This is a genomic window from Gordonia sp. BP-119 (assembly GCF_016924115.1).
Taxonomy (GTDB): domain Bacteria; phylum Actinomycetota; class Actinomycetes; order Mycobacteriales; family Mycobacteriaceae; genus Gordonia; species Gordonia hongkongensis.
In genome coordinates, this window is record NZ_JAFFZF010000042.1 from 1 (window position 1) to 24,779 (window position 24,779).

General features: G+C 68.3%; 24 protein-coding genes. 5 read left to right on the top strand and 19 right to left on the bottom strand.

The features are described 5' to 3' along the window. The 6 genes from JW364_RS19755 to JW364_RS19780 form a co-directional block, all read right to left on the bottom strand. A partial coding sequence (locus JW364_RS19755) for a DUF222 domain-containing protein (RefSeq protein ID WP_205334161.1) occupies nt 1-888 on the bottom strand: 888 nt, incomplete at its 3' end. Nucleotides 889-1,105: 217 nt separating this feature from the next. Beyond that, on the bottom strand, nt 1,106-1,540 hold the full coding sequence (locus tag JW364_RS19760; RefSeq protein ID WP_068971055.1) for a nitroreductase family deazaflavin-dependent oxidoreductase: 435 nt from the start codon (nt 1,538-1,540) through the stop codon (nt 1,106-1,108). 175 nt (nt 1,541-1,715) lie between these two features. Continuing rightward, nucleotides 1,716-3,242, bottom strand: a complete 1,527-nt coding sequence (locus JW364_RS19765) for an NAD(P)(+) transhydrogenase (Re/Si-specific) subunit beta (RefSeq protein ID WP_068971056.1) — start codon at nt 3,240-3,242, stop codon at nt 1,716-1,718. A gap of 20 nt (nt 3,243-3,262) precedes the next feature. Further along, nucleotides 3,263-3,568 (bottom strand): NAD(P) transhydrogenase subunit alpha, encoded by a 306-nt coding sequence (locus JW364_RS19770; RefSeq protein ID WP_058253806.1) that lies wholly within the window; start codon nt 3,566-3,568, stop codon nt 3,263-3,265. Beyond that, the gene (locus JW364_RS19775; protein WP_058253805.1) at nt 3,568-4,656 is read right to left on the bottom strand and encodes a Re/Si-specific NAD(P)(+) transhydrogenase subunit alpha; all 1,089 of its coding nucleotides are present in this window, start codon (nt 4,654-4,656) and stop codon (nt 3,568-3,570) included. The genes JW364_RS19770 and JW364_RS19775 overlap by 1 nt, the downstream gene beginning before the upstream one ends. Before the next feature lie 352 nt (nt 4,657-5,008). Next, entirely contained in the window at nt 5,009-6,592 is a 1,584-nt protein-coding gene (locus JW364_RS19780) for a molybdopterin-dependent oxidoreductase (protein WP_068971057.1), read from the bottom strand. Nucleotides 6,593-6,732: 140 nt separating this feature from the next. Here JW364_RS19780 and JW364_RS19785 point away from each other — a divergent pair, with 140 nt between their 5' ends. After that, nucleotides 6,733-8,205, top strand: a complete 1,473-nt coding sequence (locus JW364_RS19785) for an FAD-binding protein (RefSeq protein ID WP_068971058.1) — start codon at nt 6,733-6,735, stop codon at nt 8,203-8,205. Nucleotides 8,206-8,291: 86 nt separating this feature from the next. On the opposite strand, the gene JW364_RS19790 is transcribed toward JW364_RS19785, so the two are convergent. The 7 genes from JW364_RS19790 to nadB all read right to left on the bottom strand — a co-directional run bounded on the left by JW364_RS19790 (nt 8,292) and on the right by nadB (nt 15,232). Then, a complete protein-coding gene (locus tag JW364_RS19790) occupies nt 8,292-10,580 on the bottom strand; it encodes a cation-translocating P-type ATPase (RefSeq protein WP_068971059.1) in 2,289 nt (762 codons plus the stop codon). After that, nucleotides 10,577-10,759 (bottom strand): hypothetical protein, encoded by a 183-nt coding sequence (locus JW364_RS19795; protein ID WP_068971060.1) that lies wholly within the window; start codon nt 10,757-10,759, stop codon nt 10,577-10,579. Before JW364_RS19795 ends, JW364_RS19790 begins: the two co-directional genes overlap by 4 nt. A gap of 2 nt (nt 10,760-10,761) precedes the next feature. Further along, nucleotides 10,762-10,968, bottom strand: a complete 207-nt coding sequence (locus JW364_RS19800) for a heavy-metal-associated domain-containing protein (protein ID WP_010843166.1) — start codon at nt 10,966-10,968, stop codon at nt 10,762-10,764. 52 nt (nt 10,969-11,020) lie between these two features. After that, nucleotides 11,021-11,314 carry a metal-sensitive transcriptional regulator gene (locus JW364_RS19805; protein WP_004020389.1) on the bottom strand — a complete coding sequence of 98 codons (294 nt, stop codon included), beginning with the start codon at nt 11,312-11,314 and terminating at the stop codon, nt 11,021-11,023. 166 nt (nt 11,315-11,480) lie between these two features. After that, a complete protein-coding gene (locus JW364_RS19810) occupies nt 11,481-12,311 on the bottom strand; it encodes a hypothetical protein (protein WP_068971061.1) in 831 nt (276 codons plus the stop codon). Nucleotides 12,312-12,490: 179 nt separating this feature from the next. Continuing rightward, nucleotides 12,491-13,528, bottom strand: a complete 1,038-nt coding sequence (locus JW364_RS19815; RefSeq protein ID WP_068971062.1) for an alpha/beta fold hydrolase — start codon at nt 13,526-13,528, stop codon at nt 12,491-12,493. Nucleotides 13,529-13,582: 54 nt separating this feature from the next. Continuing rightward, nucleotides 13,583-15,232: an L-aspartate oxidase gene (gene nadB, locus JW364_RS19820; protein WP_068971063.1), complete on the bottom strand. Its 1,650-nt coding sequence runs from the start codon at nt 15,230-15,232 to the stop codon at nt 13,583-13,585. A gap of 195 nt (nt 15,233-15,427) precedes the next feature. On the opposite strand from nadB, the gene JW364_RS19825 reads away from it, so the two are divergent. Next, complete coding sequence (locus JW364_RS19825; RefSeq protein ID WP_068971064.1) at nt 15,428-16,954, top strand: FAD-dependent oxidoreductase; 1,527 nt, start codon at nt 15,428-15,430, stop codon at nt 16,952-16,954. A 46-nt stretch (nt 16,955-17,000) separates the two neighbouring features. Here JW364_RS19825 and JW364_RS19830 read toward each other — a convergent pair whose 3' ends face one another. Further along, complete coding sequence (locus JW364_RS19830) at nt 17,001-17,849, bottom strand: SDR family oxidoreductase (protein ID WP_083229381.1); 849 nt, start codon at nt 17,847-17,849, stop codon at nt 17,001-17,003. A 298-nt stretch (nt 17,850-18,147) separates the two neighbouring features. Between JW364_RS19830 and JW364_RS19835 the strand changes: the two genes are divergently transcribed. The 3 genes from JW364_RS19835 to JW364_RS19845 are packed head-to-tail and all read left to right on the top strand — an operon-like array spanning nt 18,148 to nt 20,844. Then, nucleotides 18,148-19,749: an NAD(P)/FAD-dependent oxidoreductase gene (locus JW364_RS19835; RefSeq protein ID WP_078112604.1), complete on the top strand. Its 1,602-nt coding sequence runs from the start codon at nt 18,148-18,150 to the stop codon at nt 19,747-19,749. A gap of 15 nt (nt 19,750-19,764) precedes the next feature. Beyond that, nucleotides 19,765-20,199: an SRPBCC family protein gene (locus JW364_RS19840; RefSeq protein ID WP_078112603.1), complete on the top strand. Its 435-nt coding sequence runs from the start codon at nt 19,765-19,767 to the stop codon at nt 20,197-20,199. Between the two features lie 39 nt (nt 20,200-20,238). Then, complete coding sequence (locus JW364_RS19845; protein WP_058253793.1) at nt 20,239-20,844, top strand: flavodoxin family protein; 606 nt, start codon at nt 20,239-20,241, stop codon at nt 20,842-20,844. 59 nt (nt 20,845-20,903) lie between these two features. Here the strand turns inward: JW364_RS19845 and JW364_RS19850 are convergent, their stop codons facing one another. From JW364_RS19850 to JW364_RS19865, 5 genes are all read right to left on the bottom strand, one after another. Beyond that, the gene (locus JW364_RS19850; RefSeq protein WP_068971066.1) at nt 20,904-22,010 is read right to left on the bottom strand and encodes a hypothetical protein; all 1,107 of its coding nucleotides are present in this window, start codon (nt 22,008-22,010) and stop codon (nt 20,904-20,906) included. A 32-nt stretch (nt 22,011-22,042) separates the two neighbouring features. Continuing rightward, a complete protein-coding gene (locus tag JW364_RS19855; RefSeq protein WP_058253814.1) occupies nt 22,043-22,252 on the bottom strand; it encodes a hypothetical protein in 210 nt (69 codons plus the stop codon). Nucleotides 22,253-22,339: 87 nt separating this feature from the next. After that, complete coding sequence (locus tag JW364_RS24560) at nt 22,340-22,441, bottom strand: DUF6766 family protein (RefSeq protein WP_307814814.1); 102 nt, start codon at nt 22,439-22,441, stop codon at nt 22,340-22,342. Nucleotides 22,442-22,451: 10 nt separating this feature from the next. Beyond that, nucleotides 22,452-23,585 (bottom strand): hypothetical protein, encoded by a 1,134-nt coding sequence (locus JW364_RS19860; RefSeq protein ID WP_068971067.1) that lies wholly within the window; start codon nt 23,583-23,585, stop codon nt 22,452-22,454. An 87-nt stretch (nt 23,586-23,672) separates the two neighbouring features. Further along, nucleotides 23,673-24,716, bottom strand: a complete 1,044-nt coding sequence (locus tag JW364_RS19865) for an NAD(P)-dependent alcohol dehydrogenase (protein ID WP_205334162.1) — start codon at nt 24,714-24,716, stop codon at nt 23,673-23,675. Between the last annotated feature and the right edge of the window lie 63 nt (nt 24,717-24,779).

A 24,779-nucleotide genomic window follows, 5' to 3' on the forward strand; every position in this document is an offset into this window, starting at 1 on the left:
ATCCCGCGTCGACGCCCCGCACCGGGCTTCGTCCACCTCGGCCTCCGACAACGCCGGACCGTCATCGAGATGAGCCGACTCCACCCCGTCACCGGCATGAATCAGGATCTCCGCACCCGGCGCAAGACCGGGCATCGCGATCCCGTCATGCACCATGTCAGCCATCGCCACCACCGCCGGCGCAACATTCGACGGCACCTGCCGCCACAGATCCCGACGCCGAGACGGAACCACCTCCGAATCCTCAGGTGCCGAACCGGCGTCAGTGTTCCGCGGAACACTCTCCACAGTGGGCAGATCCGGGTCATCGCAGGTCCGGGTGCGTTCATACTCCGCCCGCACCGTCCCAGCAAGGAACCGCGCACCATCCAACGGACTCAACGTCAATGACACCGACAACGACCCGTCATCGTTCCACTTCCACCGGCCCCTCGACTCCACCGGCGGCCGGCTTTCGTCTTCGACGCCACAGTTGCGGTCGACCTGGCCCATCGCCCGCACCGCCCGATCCAACTGACTCGCCGTCGCCGACAACGCCAGATTCACCAACTCCTGCTCACGTTCAGGCGTAGCCACCCGTGTCAGGGCGCGGACCTTCGAATACGTCAGCCGGCCTTCGCGAAACGCGGTGCGGATCGCCGGCAATTCTCGTAACGCTTTGGCGACCCTCAACTGCTCATGCGCCGTTCGCGGTGCTATGCCGGCCTTCCACGACAACCAGTGCGCCAGTGAATGAATCCCCGGCCCCCGCCACGACTCCCGCCCATCCAGTTCCGCTATCAGTTCAAGGAAGTTCGCTGTCAGCGCCGTGATCTGCGCGGCATACCCCAGCACCCGAGCCTCGAGCACCTCATCCGACAACGACTCAGGATCCGCACCATCGAACATCGACGACACATCTCCACCGGAACGAAAAGCACTGACCCCCACAGCAACCCCCAGAACCGAACGAGAAGTACAGCAACAAGATATCGCCGGGCACCGACAATCTTTCGGGACTCAATCCGAGGTCACCAGGGTTCCGCGGAACACTCTCGAGTTGCCCGTTGACCGCGCCGACCTGCTGGCGCGCCCAGCTCCTACCGCCCCCGTTTCGGACCATCGATCACGAACGCGCGACGAGCCTCACGAGCGGATACTCACGCGACGACTTCTTTTGATACTTCGCGTATCGCGGCTGCGCCTCGACCACCGTGTTCCACGCGATCTCCCGCTCAGCAGCGTCGAGTACGACCGGCGTCACCGGCACCGGGGCCTCCCCGTGCCGCTCGACCGACACGCCATCGGGATGGGCGGTCAGGTTGGCGAACCAGTCCGGATTCCGCTTGCCGCCGCCCGATGCGACGACCAGCCAGTCGTCGCCGTCGGGGAACCAGCTGAGTGGTGTCTCGCGCACGAGACCTGAGCGTCGACCGGTCGTGCGTAGAATGAGCATCTCCATCCCCCACATCGATCCGGACTTCTTGCGGATGCGGGCGACGGTGCGCTCGTTGGTCTTTCGCTGGTACCAGAGCGACAGGGACCGAAGTGACAGAGACATGTTTTCCTCCGTTGAGATCAGGCGATGCACCGACAGTACGACGATGGCGCAGCCGGCGGCTTCTCGATTCCTGCTCGATGGGTGTGCCCGGGCTGCGCAACAGCGCCGTGTGGGAAACGGCGAGGCCCCGGCAACCAGAACGGTTGCCGGGGCCTCGGGGAGAAACGTGAAAACGCTAGAGCGCCTTGAGTTCCTCGATGACGCTGTCGACGCTCTTCTTGGCGTCGCCGAAGAGCATGCTGGTGCCGTCGGCGAAGAACAGCGGGTTCTCGATGCCGGCGTAACCCGAACTCATCGACCGCTTGAGCACGATGGTCGATCGCGCCTCGTCGACGTTGAGGATCGGCATCCCGTGGATCGGGCTGCTCGGGTCGTTGCGCGCCGCGGGGTTGGTGACGTCGTTGGCGCCGATGACGATGGCAACGTCGGTCCGGCTGAACTCACCGTTGATGTCGTCCATTTCCTTCATCGAGTCGTACTCGACGTCGGCCTCGGCGAGCAGCACGTTCATGTGACCGGGCATGCGACCGGCGACCGGGTGGATCGCGTATTTGACCTCGACACCCTTGGCCTCCAACAGCTTCGCCATCTCCTTGACCGCGTGCTGGGCCTGCGCCACGGCCAGACCGTAACCCGGGACGACGATGACCTGGTTGGCGTACGCCATCTGGATCGCGGCGTCGGCAGCCGAGGTCGCCTTGACCGTGCCGCCGGCCGAACCCGGGCCGCCCGCGGCAGCAGCATCGCCGCCACCGAACGAACCGAACACGATCGCCGGGATCGACCGGTTCATCGCCTTGGCCATGAGGTTGGTCAGGATCGAACCCGAGGCGCCGACGATCATGCCGGCCACGATCAGAGCCGTGTTGTCCAGCGCGATACCCGCGGCCGCAGCCGACAGACCGGTCATCGCATTGAGCAGTGAGATGACCACCGGCATGTCCGCACCACCGATGGGGAACACCACGAACAGACCCATCACGCCCGCGGCGACCAGGACCCCGACCATCCACCAGACACTCGCGCCGCCACCGTTGGAGGCGTCGACACCGAGGTAGATCGCCAGCCCCAGCGCCACGATCAGCAGCACGATGTTGGCGGCCTGGAACAGCTTCGCGTTGGAGACGAAGGTCTTCTCCAGCCCCTTGGGCATGATCTCCTGCAGCTTCGCGAAGGCCACCAGCGATCCCCAGAACGAGACCGACCCGATGATCGCGGCGATCAGCGAACCGATCACCAGCGGCGACGCCGGTTCGACGTTGTGGAACGACGAGAACCCGGAGGTCTCGATGAACTCGGCCCACGCGATCAGCGCAACGGTGCCACCACCGACGCCGTTGAACAGCGCCACCAGCTGCGGCATGGCCGTCATCTTGGTCTTGAGTGCGGGCGGGATTCCCAGCGCCACACCGAGAATCAGACCGACGGCGATGAGCACCCAGTTGATCGTGGGCACGCCCTCGGTGGAGTGCCCGTCGGAACCGACCGCCCCCTCGTTCCACACGTAGAGCAGCGTCGCGGCAACCGCCAGACCCATGCCCACGGCGGCGATCCAGTTGCCACGCACCGCGGTCTTCGGTCCGGTCAGACCCATCAGACCGTAGATGAACAGGGAGAACGAGACGATGTAGAGCGCGGTCACCAGGTAGCCGACGCCCTCACTCGGGGTGTGCGCGCCCGCCGCGAGTACCAGCTGTGACACAGAAGTCTCTGGGGAGCCGTTCACTTGGCCACCTCTTTCTTACCCTTGAACATGCCCAGCATCCGGTCGGTGACCGCGAAGCCACCGATGACGTTGAGCGTGCCGAACACCAGCGCGACGAACGCGATGATGCGCACACCCCAGCCGGCGTCGGCGGGCAACTTGCCCAGCACGACCAGTGCGCCCAACACGACGATGCCGTGAATGGCGTTGGTGCCCGACATCAACGGGGTGTGCAGGGTGTTGGGGACCTTGGAGATGACAGCGAAGCCGACGAACCCGGCGAGCACCAGGATCGCGAGATTCGCGAGAAGACCGGCATACATCAGGCAGACACCTCCTGCTCGGTACGGGTGACACACGCGGCCGCGACGACCTCGTCGTCGAAATCCGGTGTGATGGAGCCGTTGTCGTCGAGCATCAGCTCGATCAGCGCCAGCAGGTTCTTCGAGTACAGCTCGCTGGCATGCTCGGGCATCGTGGCAGGCAGGTTCAGCGGTGCGGCGATGGTGACGTCGTGTTTGACGACGGTCTGACCCGGCTCGGTCAGCTCACAGTTTCCGCCGGTCTCACCGGCGAGGTCGACGACGACACTGCCCGGCTTCATACCCTCGACCGCAGCCGCGGTCACCAGGCGCGGAGCCGGACGACCCGGCACCAGCGCAGTGGTGATCACCACGTCGAAACCCTTGATCGCGTCTTCGAGGGCCTGCTGCTGCTGTGCTCGCTCGTCGTCGGTGAGCTCACGGGCGTACCCGCCCTCACCGGCGGCGTCGATGCCCAGATCGAGCCACTGCGCGCCGACCGAACGGACCTGCTCGGCGACCTCGGGACGCACGTCGTAACCGGTGGTCCGCGCACCCAGACGCTTGGCCGTGGCCAAGGCCTGCAGCCCGGCCACACCGACACCCAGGACCAGCACCGTCGCCGGCTTCACCGTGCCGGCCGCCGTGGTCAGCATCGGGAAGAACCGCGTCGACACATCCGCGGCCACCACGACCGACTTGTAACCTGCGACATTCGCCTGCGAACTCAGCGCGTCCATCACCTGGGCGCGCGAGATACGCGGAATGGCTTCCACCGCGTACGCCTCCACGCCTGCTTCCCGCAACGTGGCGATCTGATTGTCGGCGTTGCGCGGCGCGAGAAAGCCGATCAGCTTCTGCCCGCTCCGCAGCTTCGCGATCTCCGCATCCGACGGCGGCGACACCCTCAGGACCACATCGGACCCATATGGATCGCCGATCGTCGCACCGGCCTCGGTGTACGCCTCGTCGGGGATCAGGGCGCCGAGACCGGCCCCCGACTCCACCACGACGGGCACACCCTTGCCCACCAGCGCGGCGACGACCTTCGGGACCAGCGCCACCCGGCGCTCTCCCTCGGCCGTCTCGCGCACGACACCCACTGTCATCTATCTCACCTGTCTGGTCCGGCGCCATCGAGCAGCGCCGCGGTTCGGCGCCAGGACTCGGCGCGTCTTGTCAACGAGGTGACCCGCTTCCAGATCGTGCAGCTCCGCCATGTGTGGGCGCAGCGGACGACCTGACGCAGGTCACGAGGTGCTCGGATGGGACAGGATGGCTGTCACCCGGCTCACATAAAGGTGCGATGAACATAACATGCGCTCTCAGCGACAGCTCAGGTGAGTCAGATACCTCACTCCACCCTTGACGCTGCGGTTTTCGCCATTTCTGGACACATGTCTGTACAGGTGTCGTCCCGCCGGCCTGCTGAGTCTTTCCGGCCTCGGGCTCCGTACCGCCTCAGACGATGGTGTAGGTGCGGTCGTCGAGTCCGCTCGCGCCGTCGGGTGCCGGTGCCTGATAGCGCTCGATCTGCGGCTTGCCCTGCTTGTCGATCGCCCGGCACTCGAGGGTGTGGTTGCCCTTGGTCGCCTGCCAGGCGAACCGCCATTGCCGCCACGTGTCGATGCTGTACTCCGTCGTCAACTCCGCGGGTTGCCATGGCCCCTGGTCGACGCGCACCTCGACGCGCTCGACGCCCGTGTGCTGGGCCCATGCGGTGCCGGCCACGACGACCTCCCCGGCCGGATGCTCGGTGCCATCGGCCGGACGGTCGAAGCGCGACGCCATCTTGATCGGGCCGAGCGCTGACCACCCGCGGGTCGTCCAGTAGGCCTTGGCCTCGGAGAACCGCGTGATCTCCCAGTCGATGACCCATTTGGTCGCCGAGACGTACCCGTACAGTCCCGGCACCACCTGCCGGACCGGGTATCCGTGCTCGAGGGGAAGCGGCGAGCCGTTCATCCCGACGGCGAGAAGCGCGTCGCGCCCGTCGGTGACCGTCGAAATCGGAGTGCCGCAAGTCCATCCGTCCACGCTCGTGGACAGCAGCATGTCCGCCCCGGGCCTCACCCCGGCGAGGTCGAGGACCTCGCGCATCGGCACCCCCAGCCACTTGGCGTTGCCGACGAGATCGCCGCCGACCTCGTTCGACACGCAGGCGAGCGTGATGATCCGCTCGGTCATCGGCATGGCGAGCAGGTCATCCCAGGACAGGGTCACCTCACGGTCGACGTCACCGTGGATTCGCAGTCGCCACTCGTCGGTCGTGAGCGTCGGAACCTGCAACGCGGTGTCGATGCGGTAGAAGTCGGCGTTGCTGGTCATGAACGGGGTTGCACCCGAGAGCTCGAGCTGCGCACCGGCCGGGATCGGCGGCGCCTGGCTCGCCGCACGCGGCAACAGCACTCGGGCACGGTCGGCGACGACGCCCGCAGTGTCGGCGAGCACTCGCCGGGCCACGACACCGACGACCACCGCGGCGGCCGCGATACCGCCGGCGGTGAGCACGAAGCGGCGCGAGAAACCCGACCGCACAGCCGATGTGGGCTCGTCGCCCGCGGCGTCGGGATCCGCCTCGGGGGACTCCGCCCCCTTGGGACGTAGCTGCGCGATGAGGACGCGCAGCACGACGATCCCGACGACGCCGGCGATGATCGACGGCAGTGCGTGCGTCCAACCGGCATCGGGACGGTTGAGTGCGGCCAGCATCCCGACCACCCCGAAAGCTCCGATGATCACCGAGCCGAGTGGAGGTCGTCGTCGTTCGAGGTATCCGCATGCCGCCGCGAGTACCGCGATGATGATGCCCATCCCGATGAACAGTGCGAGCTTGTCGTTGACGCCGAACGTCTCGATGGCCCACTTGCGTACGGCCTCGGGCGAATGGTCGACGACCGACGATCCGACCGCGAAGTACGGGGAGGAGTCGGGCGAGATCGGGACGGCGGCCAGTTCGCCCGCGGCGAGAGCCGCGCCGACGGCTACCACGCCCGCCAGCGCAGGAGCCGGCGAGGATGCGTGACGCGTCGTGATGGAGGCCATATCCCTTGGTACCGGAGAACCCTGTGAATATGCCGTGTATCTGATGGTCCGAGACCGGCCGGTGACCACCGACGGCACCCCGTCGACGAATCGTTACCAAGACTAGAACAGGTTCTAGTTTGTCCGCTAATCTGAGCGGCATGGCTACCAGCACCGAGATCCCCGAGACCGTCGCAGTCGATTCGGTGAGCGAGTTCTCCGACGAGGTCGACGTCGTCGTGATCGGATTCGGCATCGCCGGCGGATGCGCCGCCGCCGAGGCCGCTGCCAACGGCGCGCGTGTGCTGTTGCTCGAGCGCGCCGCCGCGCCCGGCGGCACCACCTCGCTCTCCGGTGGGTTCTTCTACCTCGGCGGCGGGACCGCAGTACAGCAGGCCACGGGCCAGGACGACTCCGTCGAGGAGATGGAGAAGTACCTCACCGCCGTGTCGATCGAACCCGAGGCCGACAAGATCCACGCCTACTGCGTCGACAGCGTCGATCACTTCAACTGGCTCGAAGGGCTCGGCTTCACCTTCGAGCGCAGCTTCTATCCGGAGAAGGCCGTGATCCAGCCCGGCACCGAGGGACTGATGTTCACCGGCAACGAGAAGGTCTGGCCGTTCAAGAACCAGGCCGTCCCCGCACCGCGCGGCCACAAGGTCCCGGTCCCCGGGGAGACCGGGGGCGCGAAGCTGGTCATCGATCTGCTCGTCACCCGCCTCGATGAGCTGGGTGCCGAGGTCCGGTACGAGACCGGCGCCCGCCAGTTGGTCGTCGACGAGCAGGGTGCGGTCGTCGGCGTGATGTGGAAGACGCCCGACGCCGAGGGCGTCATACGCGCGGACTCGGTGATCATCGCCGCCGGCGGTTTCGTGATGAACCCCGACATGGTCGCCGAACACACCCCGCATCTCGCCGAGAAGCCGTTCGTGCTCGGCAACACCTACGACGACGGCCTCGGCCTGCGCATGGGCCGATCGGTCGGCGCCGCACTGAAATACATGGACAAGGCGTTCATCACCGCGCCGATCTACCCGCCCGCCAGCATGGTCATGGGCGTCATCGTGAACAAATTCGGCGAGCGGTTCGTCACCGAGGACTCCTACCATGCGCGGACATCGGGATTCGTTCTCGAGCAGCCGGATTCGGTGGCTTATCTCATCGTCAACGAGTCGCACATGAACGAGAAGCAGAACTACCTGGTCCCGTTGATCGACGGCTGGGAGACCATCGAGGAGATGGAGCGGGACCTCGGAATCCCCGAGGGCAAGCTGCAGGCGACCATGGCCCGCTACAACGAGAACGCCGCGAAGAAGGAAGACCCCGACTTCCACAAGGCACCCGAGTTCCTCGAGCCCCAGGACACCGGACCGTGGGCGGCATACGACCTGTCGCTCGGCAAGGCGATGTACGCCGGGTTCACCATGGGCGGTATGGCGACGTCACTCGACGGCGAGGTGCTCGACGAGTCGGGCACCGTCATCCCTGGGCTCTACGCCGCCGGGGCCAGTGCCACCAACATCGCGCAGGACTGCAAGGGATACTGCAGCGGAACGCAATTGGGCGAGGGCTCCTACTTCGGCCGGCGCGCCGGGCGGCACGCAGCGGCGCGGGTCGCCACCAGCGCCTGACGGTCGGGCACCCGATCGAAAACCGCCCGCCGGCGGACCACAGACGACGAAGAGTCGTCGGCGTCGCCGGCGAGGGCGGTTTCCACTCAGCGCCGCGGCGTGAACCCGCGGAGTCGCAGGCTGTTGCCGACGACGAACACCGACGAGAGCGCCATGGCCGCGCCGGCGATCATGGGATTCAGCATCCCGGCGGCGGCGAGAGGAATGGCCGCGACGTTGTACCCGAAGGCCCAGAACAGGTTTCCCTTGATGGTGCCGAGGGTTCGACGCGCCAGAGCAATGGCATCGGCCACCGCGCGCAGGTCACCGCTCACGATCGTCAGATCGCTGGCGGCCATCGCGACGTCGGTGCCGGTACCCATCGCGAGGCCGAGATCCGCCTGCGCGAGCGCCGCGGCGTCGTTGATCCCGTCCCCGACCATCGCCACCACGTGGCCCTGCTCCTGCAGTTCGGCGATGACCTCGAGCTTCCGCTTCGGACTGACCCCGGCGGTGACGTCGTCGATGCCGACGCTCGACGCCACGGCCCGGGCGGCGCCCTCGTTGTCGCCGGTGAGCAACATCGGAGTCAGACCCAGTCGCCGGAACTCGGAGATCGCCGCGGCCGATGAGGGTTTGACCTGGTCCGCCACCACGAGAACCGCGACGGGAACAGGTTGTCCGGCAGGTTCTTCGGAGGAATGCTCAGCGATCAGGACGACGACCGCGGTTGCGCCGTCGGACTCCGCGACGACCACCGCATCGTCGAGCGACGGTGGTAGCGGCGCGTCGATCGTGTTCGGCGACACCACTGTCACGAACCGGTCGCCGACGATCCCGGCGACACCGGCGCCCTGCGTGGACACGAAATCTCGGACGCGGGCGTCGATGTGGTCGCGTCCCGCGTCGACGATGGCCGCCGCGATCGGGTGTTCCGATCCCGACTCCACCGATGCCGCCCAGCCCAGGACCTGTTCGCGCGCATAGCCGTCGGCCACGGTGATCCCGGACAGCGACATCTCACCCGTCGTCACGGTGCCGGTCTTGTCCAGCACGATCGTGTCGACGCGTCGCGTCGATTCCAACACCTCCGGGCCCTTCAGCAGGATGCCCAGCTGTGCCCCTCGCCCGGTACCGACCATCAGGGCCGTCGGAGTGGCGAGTCCGAGCGCGCACGGGCACGCGATGATGAGGACCGCGACGGCGGCGGTGAACGCGAAGGTCACATCGCCACCGGCGAAGTCGGTCGTGGACGCCACGCCGAGCCAGAAGCCCAGGGTCGCAAGCGAGATCGCGATCACGATCGGGACGAACACCGACGAGATCCGGTCGGCCAGTCGCTGGACGTCGGCCTTGCCCTCTTGCGCCGCCGTCACCATGCGGGCCATCTGGGCGAGCGCGGTGTCGGAACCGACAGCGGTCGCACGCACGACGAGCAGACCGCTGGTGTTGACGGTCGCGCCGACCACCGAGTCGCCGGAGGTGACCTCGACCGGTACGGATTCGCCGGACACCATCGACGCGTCGACCGCCGACGCACCGTCGACGACGACTCCGTCGGTGGCGATCTTCTCACCGGGCCGGACCACGAACTCGTCGCCGACCGCCAACTGCGCGATGGGGATTCGGGACTCGGCACCGTCGGACCGTCGGACGACGACGTCCTTGGCCCCAAGGTCCATCAGCGCGGCGAGTGCGTCACCGGCCCGCCGCTTGGCGCGCTTCTCGAAATAGCGGCCGGCCAGTAGGAAGGTCGTGACGCCGGCCGCGGCCTCGAGGTAGATGTGCGACGATCCGTCGGTCCGCTGGGGCAGCAGGTCGAATCCGTGGGTGAGCCCGGGCGTGCCCGCGGTGCCGAGGAACAGCGCGTACAGCGACCATCCGAACGCCGCGAGGGTGCCGACGGACACGAGGGTGTCCATCGTCGTGGCGCCGTGGCGCAGGTTGATCCACGCTGCGCGGTGGAACGGGTAGGCCCCCCACACGACGACCGGCGCGGCGAGCGTCAGGGACAACCACTGCCAGTACGTGAACTGGAGCGCCGGGATCATCGCGAGCGCGATCACCGGCACCGAGAGGATCGCGGAGACGATCAGGCGCTGCCGGAGACCGTCCAATTCGGGATCGCCGGACCCCGCTCCCGGGTGTTCCGGAGCGTAGGCCGACGAATCGGGCACGATCGGCGATGCGTCGTAGCCGGCCGCGCGGACCACCTCGACGAGGTCGCCGGGCGCCAGACCCGCAGGTACCTCGACGTGGGCACGTTCGGTCGCGTAGTTCACCGACGCGGTCACACCGTCGATCTTGTTGAGCTTGCGCTCGATGCGGTTGGCGCAGGACGCGCAGGTCATGCCGGTGATGTCGAGGTCGACCAGTTGTCCGGTACTCGCGGTCATGGGTGACCACCTTCATGCGGGTCGGATGTCGGTTCGCCGGTGACGACGCCGTGTGACGGTGCGTCGTGAGTCACCGGCTCCACGTCGGGGCCCCACGCACGCCCGACGCCGAACGCGATCACGAAGACCGCGATCAGCGCGACGACGTAGGCCAGGGGCCCGGTGGCAACGGATCTCATGGTCAGACCAGTGCGTAGCCGGCTTCGGTGACGGCGGCCGCGACCTCGTCTCGACCGAGTTCACGGTCGGCCGCGACCCGCACCGAGCCGTCGTCGACGGTGACCTCGACACTGGTCACGCCCGGCAGCGCCTCGATCTCCTCGCGAACGGACGCGGCACAGTGGCCGCAGGTCATGCCGGTGACGGTGTAGGTGCTGGTGGTGCTCATGCGGATACTCCTCGGATCGTCGAAGTCAACGGGGATGGATCAGGAAGGACGGTCAGGACTTGACCAGGCGGGTGATCGCGGCCATGGCCTCGTCGACCTTGGCCTTGCCGGCCTCGTCGCTCTCCTGCGCGGCATGCACGACGCAGTGAGCCATGTGCTCTTCGAGGAGCCCGAGGCTGACCGCTTGCAGCGCCTTGGTCATCGCCGACACCTGCGTCAGGATGTCGATGCAGTAGGTGTCTTCCTCCACCATCCGCTGCAGACCTCGCGCCTGACCTTCGATGCGCTTCAGGCGGCGCAGATAGTCGTCCTTCCGGCCGATGTAGCCGTGCTGGTGCTCGTCCATGATCTCTCCCGTCCGGATACCCCTCAAGGGTATGCCCGACCAGGTATACCACCGCCGACCCCGAAACGGTACCCCCCTACCGTATGTGGAAAGAACCCGTTGCGCTCGGAGCGAGCCCAACTACTGCTCCCTGAGAACCAGCGGTGTCGTGGTGTTTCGGATGCCCCTACGAGCGGAGTGCTGCGGCCAATTTCGCCAGGGCGGCAGCGACCTCGTCGAGCGCGTCCCCGATGGCGGCAACACGCGCCGCGTCGAATCCCGGAGCGGTGGGGTCGTCGGGCACGGCCGGGACGTTCCCCGGCGCGATGCCCGTCGTCTCCGAACCCGGGACACGGACCGACGGGCCGGCCGGGCCGCTGCCTGCCTGTCCGCCGAACGATCTGCCGGGGTCCGGCGCCGGCGAGTAGGCGACGGCGTAGCCGTCGGTCCGGTGGCGTCGGCCGTGGTAGTCCTCGGCGGCCAGCGGCTCGGCATTGGTCGACCGGCGTCCGCCGCGATACTCGTTCGGTTCGGGCTCGGCCGCCGGGTGTTGCGTCGGCAGGGCAGCCGGGTGCGAGTCGGGCAGGCGGTGCGAACCCATCCGTGACGAACCCATCTGCGGCGGCTGACGCAGCGGGTCGACGGCGTGATCAGGCGCGACGGTCTGCGGGTTGGAAGCGCTCGCGCCGGTCATCACCGACGGTGCGTGGCCGTTGCTGCGCGCATAGAAGTGCGGGCCGCCGTGCCCGGCGAAGAACACGCACCCGGCGCCCTCCGGGGACGGGACCGGGCACGGATTGCGTTCGATGAGCGACTGCGCGCGGTCGTCGAAGTCGTTCCACTCGAGCCACAACCGGCGGTCGTGCCGCGGGTGGGTGCTCGCGTCGGTGGCGTGATTACCCCGATGGCCGATCGCCAGACGGCATTGCAGCAACCAATCGGAGTCACCCGACAGCCCCAGCGCCGCGCGTTCGGTCGGCCGGCACACCACCGTCGACCAACAGCCTTCGCCGTTCATACGGACTCCCCTTCATGCCTTGCATCGCCGCGAGATCTTCGCGCGACCACACCCGTGTGGAGCGCACGGTCGTCTTCTCGTACCCGTCGGCTTCCTGCCGCCCGGTGGCAAGCCCCCCCGGCATGCGCTTCTGCGGTGGCCCTCCCCCGGTGGCCACGGTGTGGTGAAGATCCCGCGGGTCAGTGTACGAAGCGGGCCGGTCCGGTGCCACCCTCTTGGCCCCGCGCGTCCGAACCGAGGAACGCGAGGATCCTCGCGTTCACCTCGTCCGGCTGGTCGAGGTGCAGGAAATGGCCCGCCCCGGCGACGACCGCGGCCGCACTGCCCGCCGGCAACACCTCGCGGACCGTGTCCGCAAGACGCGACTGCATGCACCCGTCGTCTGCACCATGCAAATACAATGTGGGAGAACGTGGTTCGCCCAGCCAGTCGTTCCGCAACGCGGCGTACCGAGGATGGGTCCGCAGCCTGCGGAGTGCGCGGTAGTACCCGAGCGCAGCTGTCCGATGGGCACGTGTGGGCAGCGCCGCGAGCGCGTGGTCGACGTCCAGTCGGTGGTCGGGCCGGACAGGAGTCGCCGCCGAATCGAGCCGCCAGCGGCGCCACAGGAGCGGGATGAGGCGGTCGAGAGTCCGTTCGGGCAACCACGGCAGCTGATTGAACGCGATGTACCAGCTCATCACCGCCTGACGCGCGAGCGTCTTGACGCCGTCGACCCCACCGCCGATCGAGCGCCGGACCGCCGGAACCGGCGGGACCGACATCGAGATCACCCGCGCGTACGGATTGTCGTCGCGGTGCGCCACCGCGTTCGCCGTCATCGCGCCCCAGTCGTGCCCGATCAGGACGGCGTCGGGGCCGGCTCCGACCGCGCGATGAACCGCCAGCGCATCGTAGGCCAGCGCCGCAACGTGAAAGTCGTTGTCCTCCGGTATCTCCGACGGTGCGTAACCGCGTGTGAACGGGGCGACCACGCGGTACCCGGCGCCGGCGAGTTCGGGCCCGAGGTGCCGCCACGTCCATGCCGAGTCGGGAAATCCGTGCAGGCACACGGCCACCGGACCGGCCGCGGGACCCCACGCGAGCGCATGCAGGGTGATGTGTCCGAGCTCGAGGGTGATTCGTTCCGGGCCCCCGGGAACAGGGGCGCGGGAATCCGGGTCGTCGCGATCGGGGCCGCTCTGGGGCCCCGAACCGTCTGCGGAGATCTGGGTCATCGGGGTCAATCTATCTCCGACAGCACCCCGGAGGCGTCGACTTGACCGGTCCGCTCAGCCGGGCAGGCTCACGGGACGGGCCTCCCGCAATTCGCCGTCGACGATCCGGAACACCCGCGACTCCGCCACGTCGGCGGTCAACGGGTAATCCGTGCGGACATGCGCTCCGCGGGATTCGGTACGCGCGGCAGCGGCGGCGACGACCGCGGACGCGGTGAGCGTGAGTGCCGCGTCCTCGATGTCGCGTACCGAGTCGGCCGTCCGACGCGGCGCGGCGGCGAGCGTCGCGGCGACTTCGGCGAGACCGGCAGCCGACCGTCGTAGCGCGACATGACGCGTCATCATGTTCTGGAGCTGTTCGCGGTCCAGGACGGGGACCGGCTGCTCGGCCTTCAGTTCGGCGCGTTCGGGGACCTGGATCTCGCGACGCGCGACTGCCACGGCGGCCGCGCGACGGCCCATCACCAGGCCTTCCAGCAGGCTGTTCGATGCCAGCCGATTGGCGCCGTGCAGCCCGGTCCGCGCGACTTCGCCGGCCGCGAGCAACCCGTCGACCGCGGTGCGGGACGACTCGTCGGTCACGACCCCGCCGCACAGATAGTGCGCGCCGGGGACGACCGGGATCCGTCCGGACGCGGGGTCGAGGCCGGCCGCGCGGACACCTGCGGTCACCGTCGGGAAGCGTGTCTCGAAGTCGCCGACGTCGGCGATGTCGAGATACACGCACGGGTGCCCGGTGAGCTCGATCGCGGTCTGCACCGCGTCGGCCACCACGTCGCGGGGAGCGAGATCGCCCATCGGGTGGACGCCCGCGGTGACCGACCGGCCGTCGACGTCGACGAGCCGTCCGCCCTCACCGCGCACCGCCTCGCTGATGAGGGTCCGCCGACCCCGCGCGCCCGCGGTGTAGAGCATCGTCGGGTGGAACTGGATGAACTCGAGATCGGCCACCTGCGCCCCGGCGCGCAGTGCCAGCGCGATGCCGTCGCAGGTGGCGCCCGCCGGATTCGTGGTGGCAGCGTACAGGTGCCCCGCCCCGCCGGTCGCGAGGAGCACGGTCGGGGCGAGGACCGACGTGAAACGCCCGTCGCGCAGGCACGCGACACCGACCGCCCGGCCGTCGTCGAGGTGGATCGCGGTGGCAATCGTGTCGTCGAGGAACCGGATCGGCGGCACGTCCCCGCCGGCGGTCTGCCGGACGGCCTCGTGCAGCGCGCGCTGGATCGCGGCCCCGGTCGCGTCGCCGCCGGCGTGGATGATGCGCCGGCGGGTGTGGCCGCCCTCACGGGTGCGCAGGAGCAGACCGTCGGCGTCCCGGTCGAATTCGGCACCCCAGTCGATGAGGGCCGACACCGAGTCCCAGCCGTCGGCGAGGATGAGGCCCGACGCCGCGGCATCGGTGAGACCGCCACCGGCGGCGACCGTGTCGGCGAGGTGGCGGTCAACGGAATCGGCGTTGTCCGAGCTTCCCGTCTCCGCGCCGGGCATCACGACCGCGACACCACCCTGCGCGTAAAACGTGGACGTGGGTTGCTCCGCATTCGTCACGTCCCAGCCCGGCCCCTTGTTGAGCACGACGACCTGGAGCCCCTCGTGGGCGGCCCACAGCGCCGCCGTCAGTCCGGCGATTCCGGCACCCACCACCACGAGGTCGGCGCGGACCGTCTCCGCGGTCCCGGTCAGTCCGCGAGTGAACCCGCTCATGTCAACCGCCTCTCGCCGCGGCTCAGGGTGCCGCCGGCCCTCCGGGCAACACCCCGGATGTGTTTTCGATTCCCAGTCGAAAACCCTACCCTGCGATTGCGCCACCCGAAATGCTCGGCGGCCCGCCGGCTCCGATGTTTGATCGTCTCCGGCCCCGATGTTTGAGCGCCTCCGGCAAGGGCAAACCCGGTCAGCATGAAAACCCTCTGGTTCGACCCCGCAGGTGAGGCAGCCCCCGAGTACCTGCCCGATGTCCGCCCGGAGACGATGCCCATCGACGTCGTCGACAGATTCGACCAGGTCATCGTCGGAGGTGGCATCACCGGTCTGACGACCGGCCTGCTGCTGGCCCGCGCGGGCCAGTCGGTCGCGGTCCTCGAAGCCCGGCACATGGGCGCCGCGGCGACCGGCCACACCACCGGCAAGCTCTCGCTGCTCCAGGGCACTCGACTGTCGTCGATCGCGAGCCGCCACGGCCACTCGGCCGTACAGGACTACGTCGAGGCCAACCGCGAGGGACAGGCCTGGTTGCGCCACTATCTCGAACACCGCGGCCTGCAGGTCGACGAACGTGCGGCCCTCACCTTCGCCGCCACCGCGTCCGGCGCGAAGTCGGTGGAGAAGGAGTTCGAAGCCTGCCGCGCTCATGACCTGCCCGTCGAACACGTCGACTGCCCCGAGCTGCCCTTCGACGTCCGCACTGCCATTCGCCTCGACGGTCAGGCCCAGATCGACCCGATGGTCGTGCTCCGTGCCCTGACCGACGACCTGCGCGCACACGGCGGCCACTTCTACGAGGGCGTCCGTGTGCAGGGCCTCCGCCACGGCTCACCGAACGTCCTCTCGACCGACGCCGGTGACGTCCGTGCCGACTCGGTGGTCATCGCCACCGGACAGCCCTTCCTCGACCGCGGCGGCTACTTCGCCCGGGTCCATCCGCAGCGGTCCTACGCCGCGGCGTTCACCGTCGACGGGGACATCCCCGGCGAGATGTACCTCGGCTCCGACAACCCGTCGGTCTCACTGCGGACGGTCTCCCGGCCCGGTTACGACCACGAACTGCTCATGGTCGGTGGCTTCGGACACGAGGTGGGCCGGACGAAGTCCGAGCGACAGCATGTCCTCGACCTGATCAGCTGGACCCAGAAGCACTTCCCCTCGGCACAGATGGTCGCGCGCTGGTCGGCCCAGGACTACACGACGATCGACGAATTGCCCTATGTCGGACCGATTCTGCCCGGCGTCGACTCGGTGCAGGTGGCGACCGGCTTCGCCAAATGGGGCCTGACCAACGGTGTCGCCGCGGCGCTTGCGATGACGGGTCGCATCCTCGGATCCGAACCACAGTGGTCGACGACCCTGCGCCCGTGGCGCACGACCGAGATCAGCCGCCCCGGTTCACTGGCCTCGGCGGTGTCGGCCAACGCGCAGGTCGCGGGATACATGGCCGCCGGCTACCTGTCGCTGCTGAAGCCGACCGACGGCGCACCGAAGGAAGGCGACGGCAGCGTCGGGCGGTCCGGCGTGAAGCCCGAGGGCGTGTGCACCGTGCAGGGCCAGACGCGGTCCGTCGCGCCACTGTGCACGCACCTCTACGGCGTGCTGCGGTGGAACGACGCCGAGCAGTCCTGGGACTGCCCGCTGCACGGTTCGCGATTCAGCCACACCGGCGAGGTCCTCGAAGGTCCGGCCACCCGGAACCTGGCCTCGCACAACGACTGAGCGGGACACAGCGGACCGTCGTCGGGCCCGACGACGGTTTGCCTTGTCAGGTCCGGACGACGGCCGGCGCCGAACCGGCAAGCGCGGCCTCGCCCAGCATGCGTCGGAACACCGGACCGGTCAGCGTCGCGATCGGGCGCTGCACTGCTCCGGCCAGGACGCGGACACCGACGTCGAGTGCTCGCGCGTCGAGGCCGACCGGTATGCGGTCCCGGCCGTCGAGGACCCCGTGCAGGATCGCCGCTGCCGCGGCATCGGGCCGCGTACCGGGCAGGCGGCGGTTGAACCCCCGCGTCACGAACTCCCGAACCCCGGGCGTCACGTACAGCACGCGGGCGGCGATCTCGGTGTGCACGACGCCGGGATGAACACTGTGCACGCGGACGTCGGACCCTTCGGCACGAAGCTGTAGCTGGATGGTCTCGGAGTAGCCGCGCGCGGCGAACTTCGAGGCGGAGTACGCCGACTGCGTGGGGCAACCGAGGAATCCGAAGGCGCTGGAGGTGTTCACGATCGACCCGCCGCCGGCCGCCTGTAGATGAGGGAGGAACGCCACGGTGCCGTTCACGACGCCGCCGAGGTTCACGGCCATGATCCGCCGCGCGTAATCGTCGTCCTCCTCGAGAACGCCCGCCACCATCGTGATCCCGGCATTGTTGAACACCATGGCCGGCGGGCCGGACCGGCCGACGACGGCGTCGGCATACGCGGTCATCGCATCGGCGTCGGACACATCGACCTCGTCGAGATGCACCCGGGCACCGGCGTCGCACAACCGCACCGTCTCCTGCGCGGCCGGAAGGTCGATATCGCTCAGGAACACCTCGACACCCGCACGATCGAATCGCCGCGCGAGTGCCCGGCCCATGCCCGCCCCGGCACCGGTGATCACCACCGGCCGCCCGGCGCAGCGCCGACGAAGCCGGTCATCGGAGACCTGCGGATGCCACAGCCGCGCGGGCGGAAACGCCAGGTCCAGGCGCAGCGACCGGAGTTCAGACCAGTTCGTCACCCGTGCGGACTACCCGCTTGCCACGGCGCTACACATCCCTCAGAATCGCCGGGCACGGCTGCGCCTCTTCGTCGGCGTTTACGGTCGGGGGCCGCGGGTAACCCGCGCACCGGACAGCGCGGCGTACCGGCTCGGAGCACATCGGCCGGGTGAGATCGATACGGACGAGGGGAGTCGACCGTTGAGTGTGTCGGATGCAGTGGTCGTCGGGGCCGGCCACAACGGGCTCATCGCCGCGATCCGGCTCGCCGATGCGGGCTGGGATGTCACGCTCCTCGAAGCGCAGCCCGAGGTCGGCGGCGCAGTCCGGAGCGCCGAGATCACCCCCGGGTACGTCACCGACCTGTTCAGCGCCTTCTATCCGCTCGCGGTGGCGTCGCCGGTCTTCGCCGACCTCGACCTCGCCGATCACGGTCTGGAGTGGAGCCGCGCACCGCTGGCCTTCGGCCACCCCGCTGGGCCCGACGACGTCAACGCGCCGGTCGTCTTCCCCGATGCCGCCGACACCGCCGCGCACCTGGCCACCTTCGACGAGCGTGACCGGCGCGCCTGGCTCGACCTGGTCGAGCAGTGGCAGCAACTCCGGCCCGCGATCCTCGACACCCTGTTCGGTCCGTTCCCCCCGGTCCGCGCGCTGTTGTCGCTCCTCCGCTCGCTCGGCACGGCAGACGCCCTGCGCCTGGCCCGGTTCCTCATCCTGCCGGCCGATCAGATGGTGCGTGAACTGTTCCACAGCGAGAAATCCGGTCTGCTCATCATCGGCAACTCCCTGCACGCCGACATCCCGCTCCACGCACCCGGCAGCGGATTGATGGGGTACCTGCTGACCATGCTCGGCCAGGACACCGGGTATCCCGTACCCGTGGGCGGGGCGAGCGCACTGCCCGCGGCCCTTCGACGCCGCGCCGAGAGCGCCGGGGTGACCGTCGTCTGCGACACCCGCGTCACCCGGATTGACGTCCAGGGCGGGCGGGCCACCGGGGTGGTGGACAGCACCGGCCGCCGATGGCCGGCGAAGCGCGCCGTGCTCGCCGACGTGGCAGCGCCCACGCTCTACACCGAGCTGCTGTCGGCCGACGACGTGCCCGCGCGCGTCCTCGACGACCTGAGGGCCTTCGCCTGGGACACCCCGGTGGTCAAGGTGAACTACGCCCTGCGTGAGAAGATCCCTTGGCGCAGTAGCAATCTCAGCGGAGCCGGCACCATCCACCTCGGCGCCGACGCGCGCAACATCGCCTACGGGACCGCCGACATCGAAACCGGCCGTGTCCCGGAGCATCCGTTCCTGCTCTTCGGCCAGATGACCACCGCGGACCCGGGCCGGTCCCCCGCGGGCACCGAAAGCGCCTGGTCCTACAGCCATCTCCCGCGCGGAGTGACCGACGACGAGGCGGCCCAGCTGCTGGCCCGCAGGATGGACGCCGTCCTCGAAGCCCACGCGCCCGGTGTCTCCGACCTCATCGTGGGACGGCACGTCCAGACCCCACACGACCTGCAGGCCGCCGACGCCAATCTCGTCCATGGGACGGTCAACGGCGGTACGGCACAACTGTTCCAGCAGTTGATCTTCCGCCCGACGCCGAACATGGGCGGTGCGTCGACGCCGGTGGATCGCCTCTACCTGGCGGGGGCGGGAGCGCACCCCGGTGGCGGGGTCCACGGCGCCTGTGGCAACAATGCCGCGCGCGCCGCCCTCGCCTCGGACGGGTTCCGCGGATTCCCGCGAAGAGTATTCGACCGCAACATCATCCGACGACTGACCAAGACCGACAACCACCACTGAACGGAGCAGCGGAGCATGAACCGAGTCGAACGTCATACGAGTGCCACACCGGCGCAGGTCTGGTCGGTGCTGTCCAACGGCTGGCTGTACGCCTCGTGGGTCGTCGGGGCCTCCCGCATCCGCAACGTCGACCACACGTGGCCGCAACCCGGATCGAAGATCTATCACTCGGCGGGGGTGTGGCCGGCCCTGCTCAACGACGAGACGGAATCCGTCGAGTCGAAGGCCGGGCTTCTCGAATTGTCGGCCGCCGGGTGGCCTTTCGGTCGCGCACGGATCCGCATGAGGATCGAGAAGGACGGTGACGGTTCCCTCATCGGCATGGAGGAATTCGTGGAGACCCCGCCGCTGAGATGGATTCCGCCGACCATCCAGGAAACCGTCATGTCACCGCGCCTCAACGAATGCCTGAAACGGCTGGCGATGCTCGCCGAGAACCACGCGGGCTGAGAGGGTTGCAACCGGGTCGGTGCGGGTACGCCCTGTGGCATGACCACAGCACTCGCCATCAACTGCACCCTCAAACCCTCTCCTGCTGAATCGAGCAGTGAGCTCATCGCCCGACACATCCTGGACGCACTCGCCGAGCAGGGCGTGACCGGGGACATCGTCCGGGCGGTGGATTTCGACATCCGGCCGGGAGTCGAACGAGACATGGGCGACGGTGACGAGTGGCCCGCGCTCTTCGAACGGGTTGCGGCCGCCGACATCCTGGTGATCGCGACCCCGACGTGGCTGGGCCACATGTCCAGCGTCACCCAGCGTGTTCTCGAACGTCTCGATGCCGAGATCTCCGAGACCGACGACGCCGGCCGCCCCGGCATGCTGGGCAAGGTGGCGATGTGCGGTGTCGTCGGCAACGAGGACGGCGCCCACAAGATCATCGCCGACGTCTTCGGTGCGCTCAACGACATCGGGTTCACGATCCCCGGACAGGGCAACACCTACTGGAACGACGAAGCCATGGGCGGCCGCGACTACAAGGACCTCGACTCGGTTCCCGACCCCGTCGACTCCGCCACCCATGCCGCCGCCCGAAACGCGGCACACCTCGCTCGACTGCTGTCGCAGAACAGCTTCCCGCCGTACGAGTGAGCAGCGGATCTACCGGACGACCTTGATCGTCTGCAGATCGTTGCCTGATGCCCTGCGACTCAGGCCTTCTCGTCGTCCGCGAGATGACCGGCGTCCTCGGCAGCCTGGCGGCGCAGTCGCTCCCGGTATCCGTAGGTGGCCCGCAGGACGTCGTCGTAGCTGTCGGCACTGGAACCGAGGGCGCCGGCGAAGATCCCCATCGACGTCGCCAACCACGCCAGGTACACGTAATTGCGCAGCCCCACCGGATATCCGAGCTGCGAGGCGAGGAAGTTCTCCTCGATGACGATGAGCGCCGCCGTCAGTGTCGCCAGGAACAGCCCGGCGTACAGCACCACCGCACTGAACACGACGGTGCACACCGTCGTCATGTTGTAGAGGCGCGCACGCGGTTTCGCGGTGACGGTCACCCGTTCCCACAGGCGATTGTTGACGATGAGCCATAGCGAGGCGAGCACCAACGACAGCAGGGTGATGGCGGCGAGACGCCACGCACTCAACGCATTCGCCATCGACCAGATCGTGGAGAAGAAGATGCCGAACGACGCCGCGGCCGCTGCTGCGGCGGTCATGCCGGTGAGGGTTGGGATCAACCGCCACGGTCGATTTCCCCGAACCATCCCGGCCATCAACTTCAGACGACGCGAATAGCCTTCGGCGCACACGTATTCGGTGTCGCCGTCGCCGATGACGACGATGCCGCGCTGCTCCTCGAACTCGCGCATGGACCCCGCACCGGTCACCGTCTCGGCGATGGTCGAGATCAAGGTCCGCAGCGCTCGCCGGGGAGCAGATCCGAGAGCTGGGAGCGAGACGACGGCGGCGTTGCGTTCGCGGTCGAGTTCGGCCAGCACCACGAGATTTCGTGGGCTGCGATCGTTGCCGTCGGCGTCCCGCGGCTTGTACAGCCGCGGCATCTCGGTGACGAACACGATCACCTCGTCGGCCGAGTCATCCGTGCCCCAGACGGTCTCCAAGTCACCGCGCGGCGTCATCTGCAGTGTGGTGTCCCTCGTGACGGTGTGTCCGCGGTACTCCAGTGACAGCTCGTCGGCGATCTGCTCGAAGCGGTCCTCACCGCGCTCGATCAGGGCGGCCGGAAGACCGTGTTCGGCGACGATCCGCAGCGCTCCGGCGCGCCGCGGATCGTCGTTCTCGGTGGTCATGTGCGTCTCTGCCGTCATGATCAGGCGGGGCCTCAGTCCGGCGGCTCGGACTCCCCCGCCGCAGGGGAGTCCGGGTTGTCCTCGTCGTCGCGGGCGGTGGCGGCGGAAGGGTCCACCTGCTCGTCCGTGTCGGGTTCGTCGACGGTCCGCTCCTCGAGTTCGTCGACCTTGCGTCGAGCATCATCCGGCGTCGCCTCGGGCGTGCCGGTTTCGGCTGGTTCCATGGGCAATTCCTCAGACATCAGATTCATCGATCCTTCGGTCGGTGTCTCGCGATGGAGCCTCTGTCGCATGTCCGTTTTCCCGGTGACGGCAAGACGTAAACGCGATCACGCCCCGGTCGCCAGATGTGGATCGGCCACCGGCTCGGACTCGGCCGAACCGCGTTGACACAGAACGACCGACAAGACGACGATCGCCGCCACCAACACTCACCCCGTCTCAGTCGTCGGCGGACGTCCTCGGCGCATAGCGAAGGACCGCTCCGATCCCGTCGCGCGGGGCAACGCGCTCGTCGATCCGGACCAGATCGGCGCCGGTGAGAACCGCCGCCACCGGCAGGGCCTCGTCGGCACGCAGCGTACGTTCCGGGGCCAGGCCCAGCTCAGAGAGGTTCTCCGCCGTCGGCGCGATCGTGTCGAGGCCCCCCGCGGCGTCTCCGCCGTCGAAGACCGTCGCATCGCCGAGGTCGCCGATGATCAGCGTCTCGACCTCGCCGTTACGCAACGCCCCGCACACGGCCGTCAGTCCTTCGACCGCGAGGGCCGGGCGATGCCCGAGTCCTGCCTGCAGACTCTCCGCCGCGTCGGCCATCGTGCGATTCTGGCGCAGTTCGAGTTCGGTGGTCACCGCCTTGCGGACGTCGTCGTCAGCGATGCCGCTGTCCCGGGCGCCGAGTTGGAGATCGACCAGTCGCTCGGCGAGCCGCTCCGGAGCCGCCGAACGCAGATCCGACATCGACGAGAGCTCACCGATCGCGAACACGAGCTCGGGGTTGTCCGAGTCGACGATCGCGGTCAGCCGGTCGGCGATCTGACGAATGTTCTTGCGGTTCTGCTCGTCGCTGCGCTGCTGCGGGTCCCCATACCCGGGCGATTCCGCACCGGCGGCGTGGTGGATCGGATAGCCCTCTCCCTCAACGCTTTCGCGCATCAACGAGGATCCGCCGGCTTCGAAGAGCTCGATGTCGGCGCCGGCGTGATCGACCGCGGCGATCACATGTCGCGGGGCGCTCGTGCCGTGTTCGACCAGCGGAACCAGGTACGGCACCGGCGAATACCGTGCCACGGATGTGACCGGTGGTCGGATGAGGTGTTGGTCGAGGAGGACACCGTCGGGACCGGCGATCACCGCACGGCCACTGGGCCCGACGGCCGGCGCCCCGTCGAGCAGGGCATTGCCGATGGACTCCACCACCGCCGCGTCGGCCCCCGCCGACTCGAGTTCCTCCCGCAGGGCTCGCCACCGGAGTTCCATCGTGTGGGCGGCGTCCTCGGTGTTGTGCGAGTCGTCGATGTAGATGGTGGCGAACGGACCGGTTGCAGTTGCCAGCTCGCGGAATCGGGTCGAATTCATGCGCGGCCTCCTTGCCTGTCGTCGGGGCACGTCGACTCCCTCGACGGGTGCCCACCGCATTCAGGCCGCAAACATGACGACGCAGCCCTACAGCGTCGAGGTGTCGATCACGAAGCGGTAGCGCACATCCGACGCCACGACGCGGTCGTAGGCCTCGTTGATCCGGTCGGCGGAGACCACCTCGATCTCGGCGCCGATGCCGTGCTCGGCGCAGAAGTCCAGCATATCCTGGGTCTGCGCGATGCCGCCGATCATCGAACCCGCGAAACTGCGCCGCTTGCCGATCAGCGCGCCCGCCGGGACCTCGATCGGATGTTCGGGGAGACCGAGTTCCACGAGTGTGCCGTCGAGGGCGAGCATGCCCAGGTACTTGCCGATCGGAAGATTCGCCGACACCGTGTTCAGTATGAGGTCGAAGGTGTTCCGCAGTTCCCGGAAGGTCTGCGGGTCGCTCGTCGCGTGATAGTGGTCGGCTCCGAGCCGCAGACCGTCCTCCATCTTCTTCAGCGACTGGGACAGCACGGTCACCTCCGCACCCAGTGCGTGCGCGATCTTCACGCCGACGTGGCCGAGCCCGCCGAGTCCGACGATCGCGACCTTCTTGCCGGGTCCCGCGCCCCAGTGCCGCAGCGGTGAGTAGAGGGTGATGCCCGCACACAACAACGGTGCGGCCTCGTCGAGTGCGATGCCGTCCGGAATCCGGAGGACGTAGTTCTCGTCGACGACGATCGAGGTGCTGTAGCCGCCGTGCGTCGGCGACCCGTCGCGTCCGACGGCGTTGTAGGTCCCCACGTTGCCTCGCTCGCAGTACTGCTCCTCGCCGAGGCGGCACGGTTCGCACTCACGGCACGAGTCGACGAAACAACCCACGCCGACCCGGTCACCCACGGCATACCGGGTGACGGACTCGCCGACGGCCGCGACCGTCCCGGCGATCTCGTGGCCGGGGACCACCGGGAACCTCGTCCCGCCCCACTCGTCGCGCGCCGTGTGGATGTCGGAATGACAGATCCCGGCGAACGCGATGTCGATCGACACGTCGTTCGGACCGAGATCACGCCGCTCGATGGTGGTCGGTTCGAGCGGGCGATCGGCTGCCGGCGCGATGTAGGCGTTGACCGTGGTGGGCATGCAGACTCCTCGGTACACATTCGATGGGTGGCAGGTGGGGTGGTGCGCGACGCACCGACGACA

Bases quoted from the DNA above. Each gene is read 5' to 3' on its own strand.
- JW364_RS19805 (WP_004020389.1), bottom strand. From the start codon at position 11,314: ATGGACGAGCACCAGCACGGCTACATCGGCCGGAAGGACGACTATCTG.
- JW364_RS19840 (WP_078112603.1), top strand. From the start codon at position 19,765: ATGAACCGAGTCGAACGTCATACGAGTGCCACACCGGCGCAGGTCTGG.
- JW364_RS19850 (WP_068971066.1), bottom strand. From the start codon at position 22,010: ATGACCACCGAGAACGACGATCCGCGGCGCGCCGGAGCGCTGCGGATC.
- JW364_RS19810 (WP_068971061.1), bottom strand. From the start codon at position 12,311: ATGAACGGCGAAGGCTGTTGGTCGACGGTGGTGTGCCGGCCGACCGAA.
- JW364_RS19785 (WP_068971058.1), top strand. From the start codon at position 6,733: ATGGCTACCAGCACCGAGATCCCCGAGACCGTCGCAGTCGATTCGGTG.
- JW364_RS19825 (WP_068971064.1), top strand. From the start codon at position 15,428: ATGAAAACCCTCTGGTTCGACCCCGCAGGTGAGGCAGCCCCCGAGTAC.
- JW364_RS19855 (WP_058253814.1), bottom strand. From the start codon at position 22,252: ATGTCTGAGGAATTGCCCATGGAACCAGCCGAAACCGGCACGCCCGAG.
- JW364_RS19770 (WP_058253806.1), bottom strand. From the start codon at position 3,568: ATGTATGCCGGTCTTCTCGCGAATCTCGCGATCCTGGTGCTCGCCGGG.
- JW364_RS19790 (WP_068971059.1), bottom strand. From the start codon at position 10,580: ATGACCGCGAGTACCGGACAACTGGTCGACCTCGACATCACCGGCATG.
- JW364_RS19860 (WP_068971067.1), bottom strand. From the start codon at position 23,585: ATGAATTCGACCCGATTCCGCGAGCTGGCAACTGCAACCGGTCCGTTC.
- JW364_RS19795 (WP_068971060.1), bottom strand. From the start codon at position 10,759: ATGAGATCCGTTGCCACCGGGCCCCTGGCCTACGTCGTCGCGCTGATC.
- JW364_RS19815 (WP_068971062.1), bottom strand. From the start codon at position 13,528: ATGACCCAGATCTCCGCAGACGGTTCGGGGCCCCAGAGCGGCCCCGAT.
- JW364_RS19865 (WP_205334162.1), bottom strand. From the start codon at position 24,716: ATGCCCACCACGGTCAACGCCTACATCGCGCCGGCAGCCGATCGCCCG.
- JW364_RS19775 (WP_058253805.1), bottom strand. From the start codon at position 4,656: ATGACAGTGGGTGTCGTGCGCGAGACGGCCGAGGGAGAGCGCCGGGTG.
- JW364_RS19800 (WP_010843166.1), bottom strand. From the start codon at position 10,968: ATGAGCACCACCAGCACCTACACCGTCACCGGCATGACCTGCGGCCAC.
- JW364_RS19760 (WP_068971055.1), bottom strand. From the start codon at position 1,540: ATGTCTCTGTCACTTCGGTCCCTGTCGCTCTGGTACCAGCGAAAGACC.
- JW364_RS19780 (WP_068971057.1), bottom strand. From the start codon at position 6,592: ATGGCCTCCATCACGACGCGTCACGCATCCTCGCCGGCTCCTGCGCTG.
- JW364_RS19845 (WP_058253793.1), top strand. From the start codon at position 20,239: ATGACCACAGCACTCGCCATCAACTGCACCCTCAAACCCTCTCCTGCT.
- nadB (WP_068971063.1), bottom strand. From the start codon at position 15,232: ATGAGCGGGTTCACTCGCGGACTGACCGGGACCGCGGAGACGGTCCGC.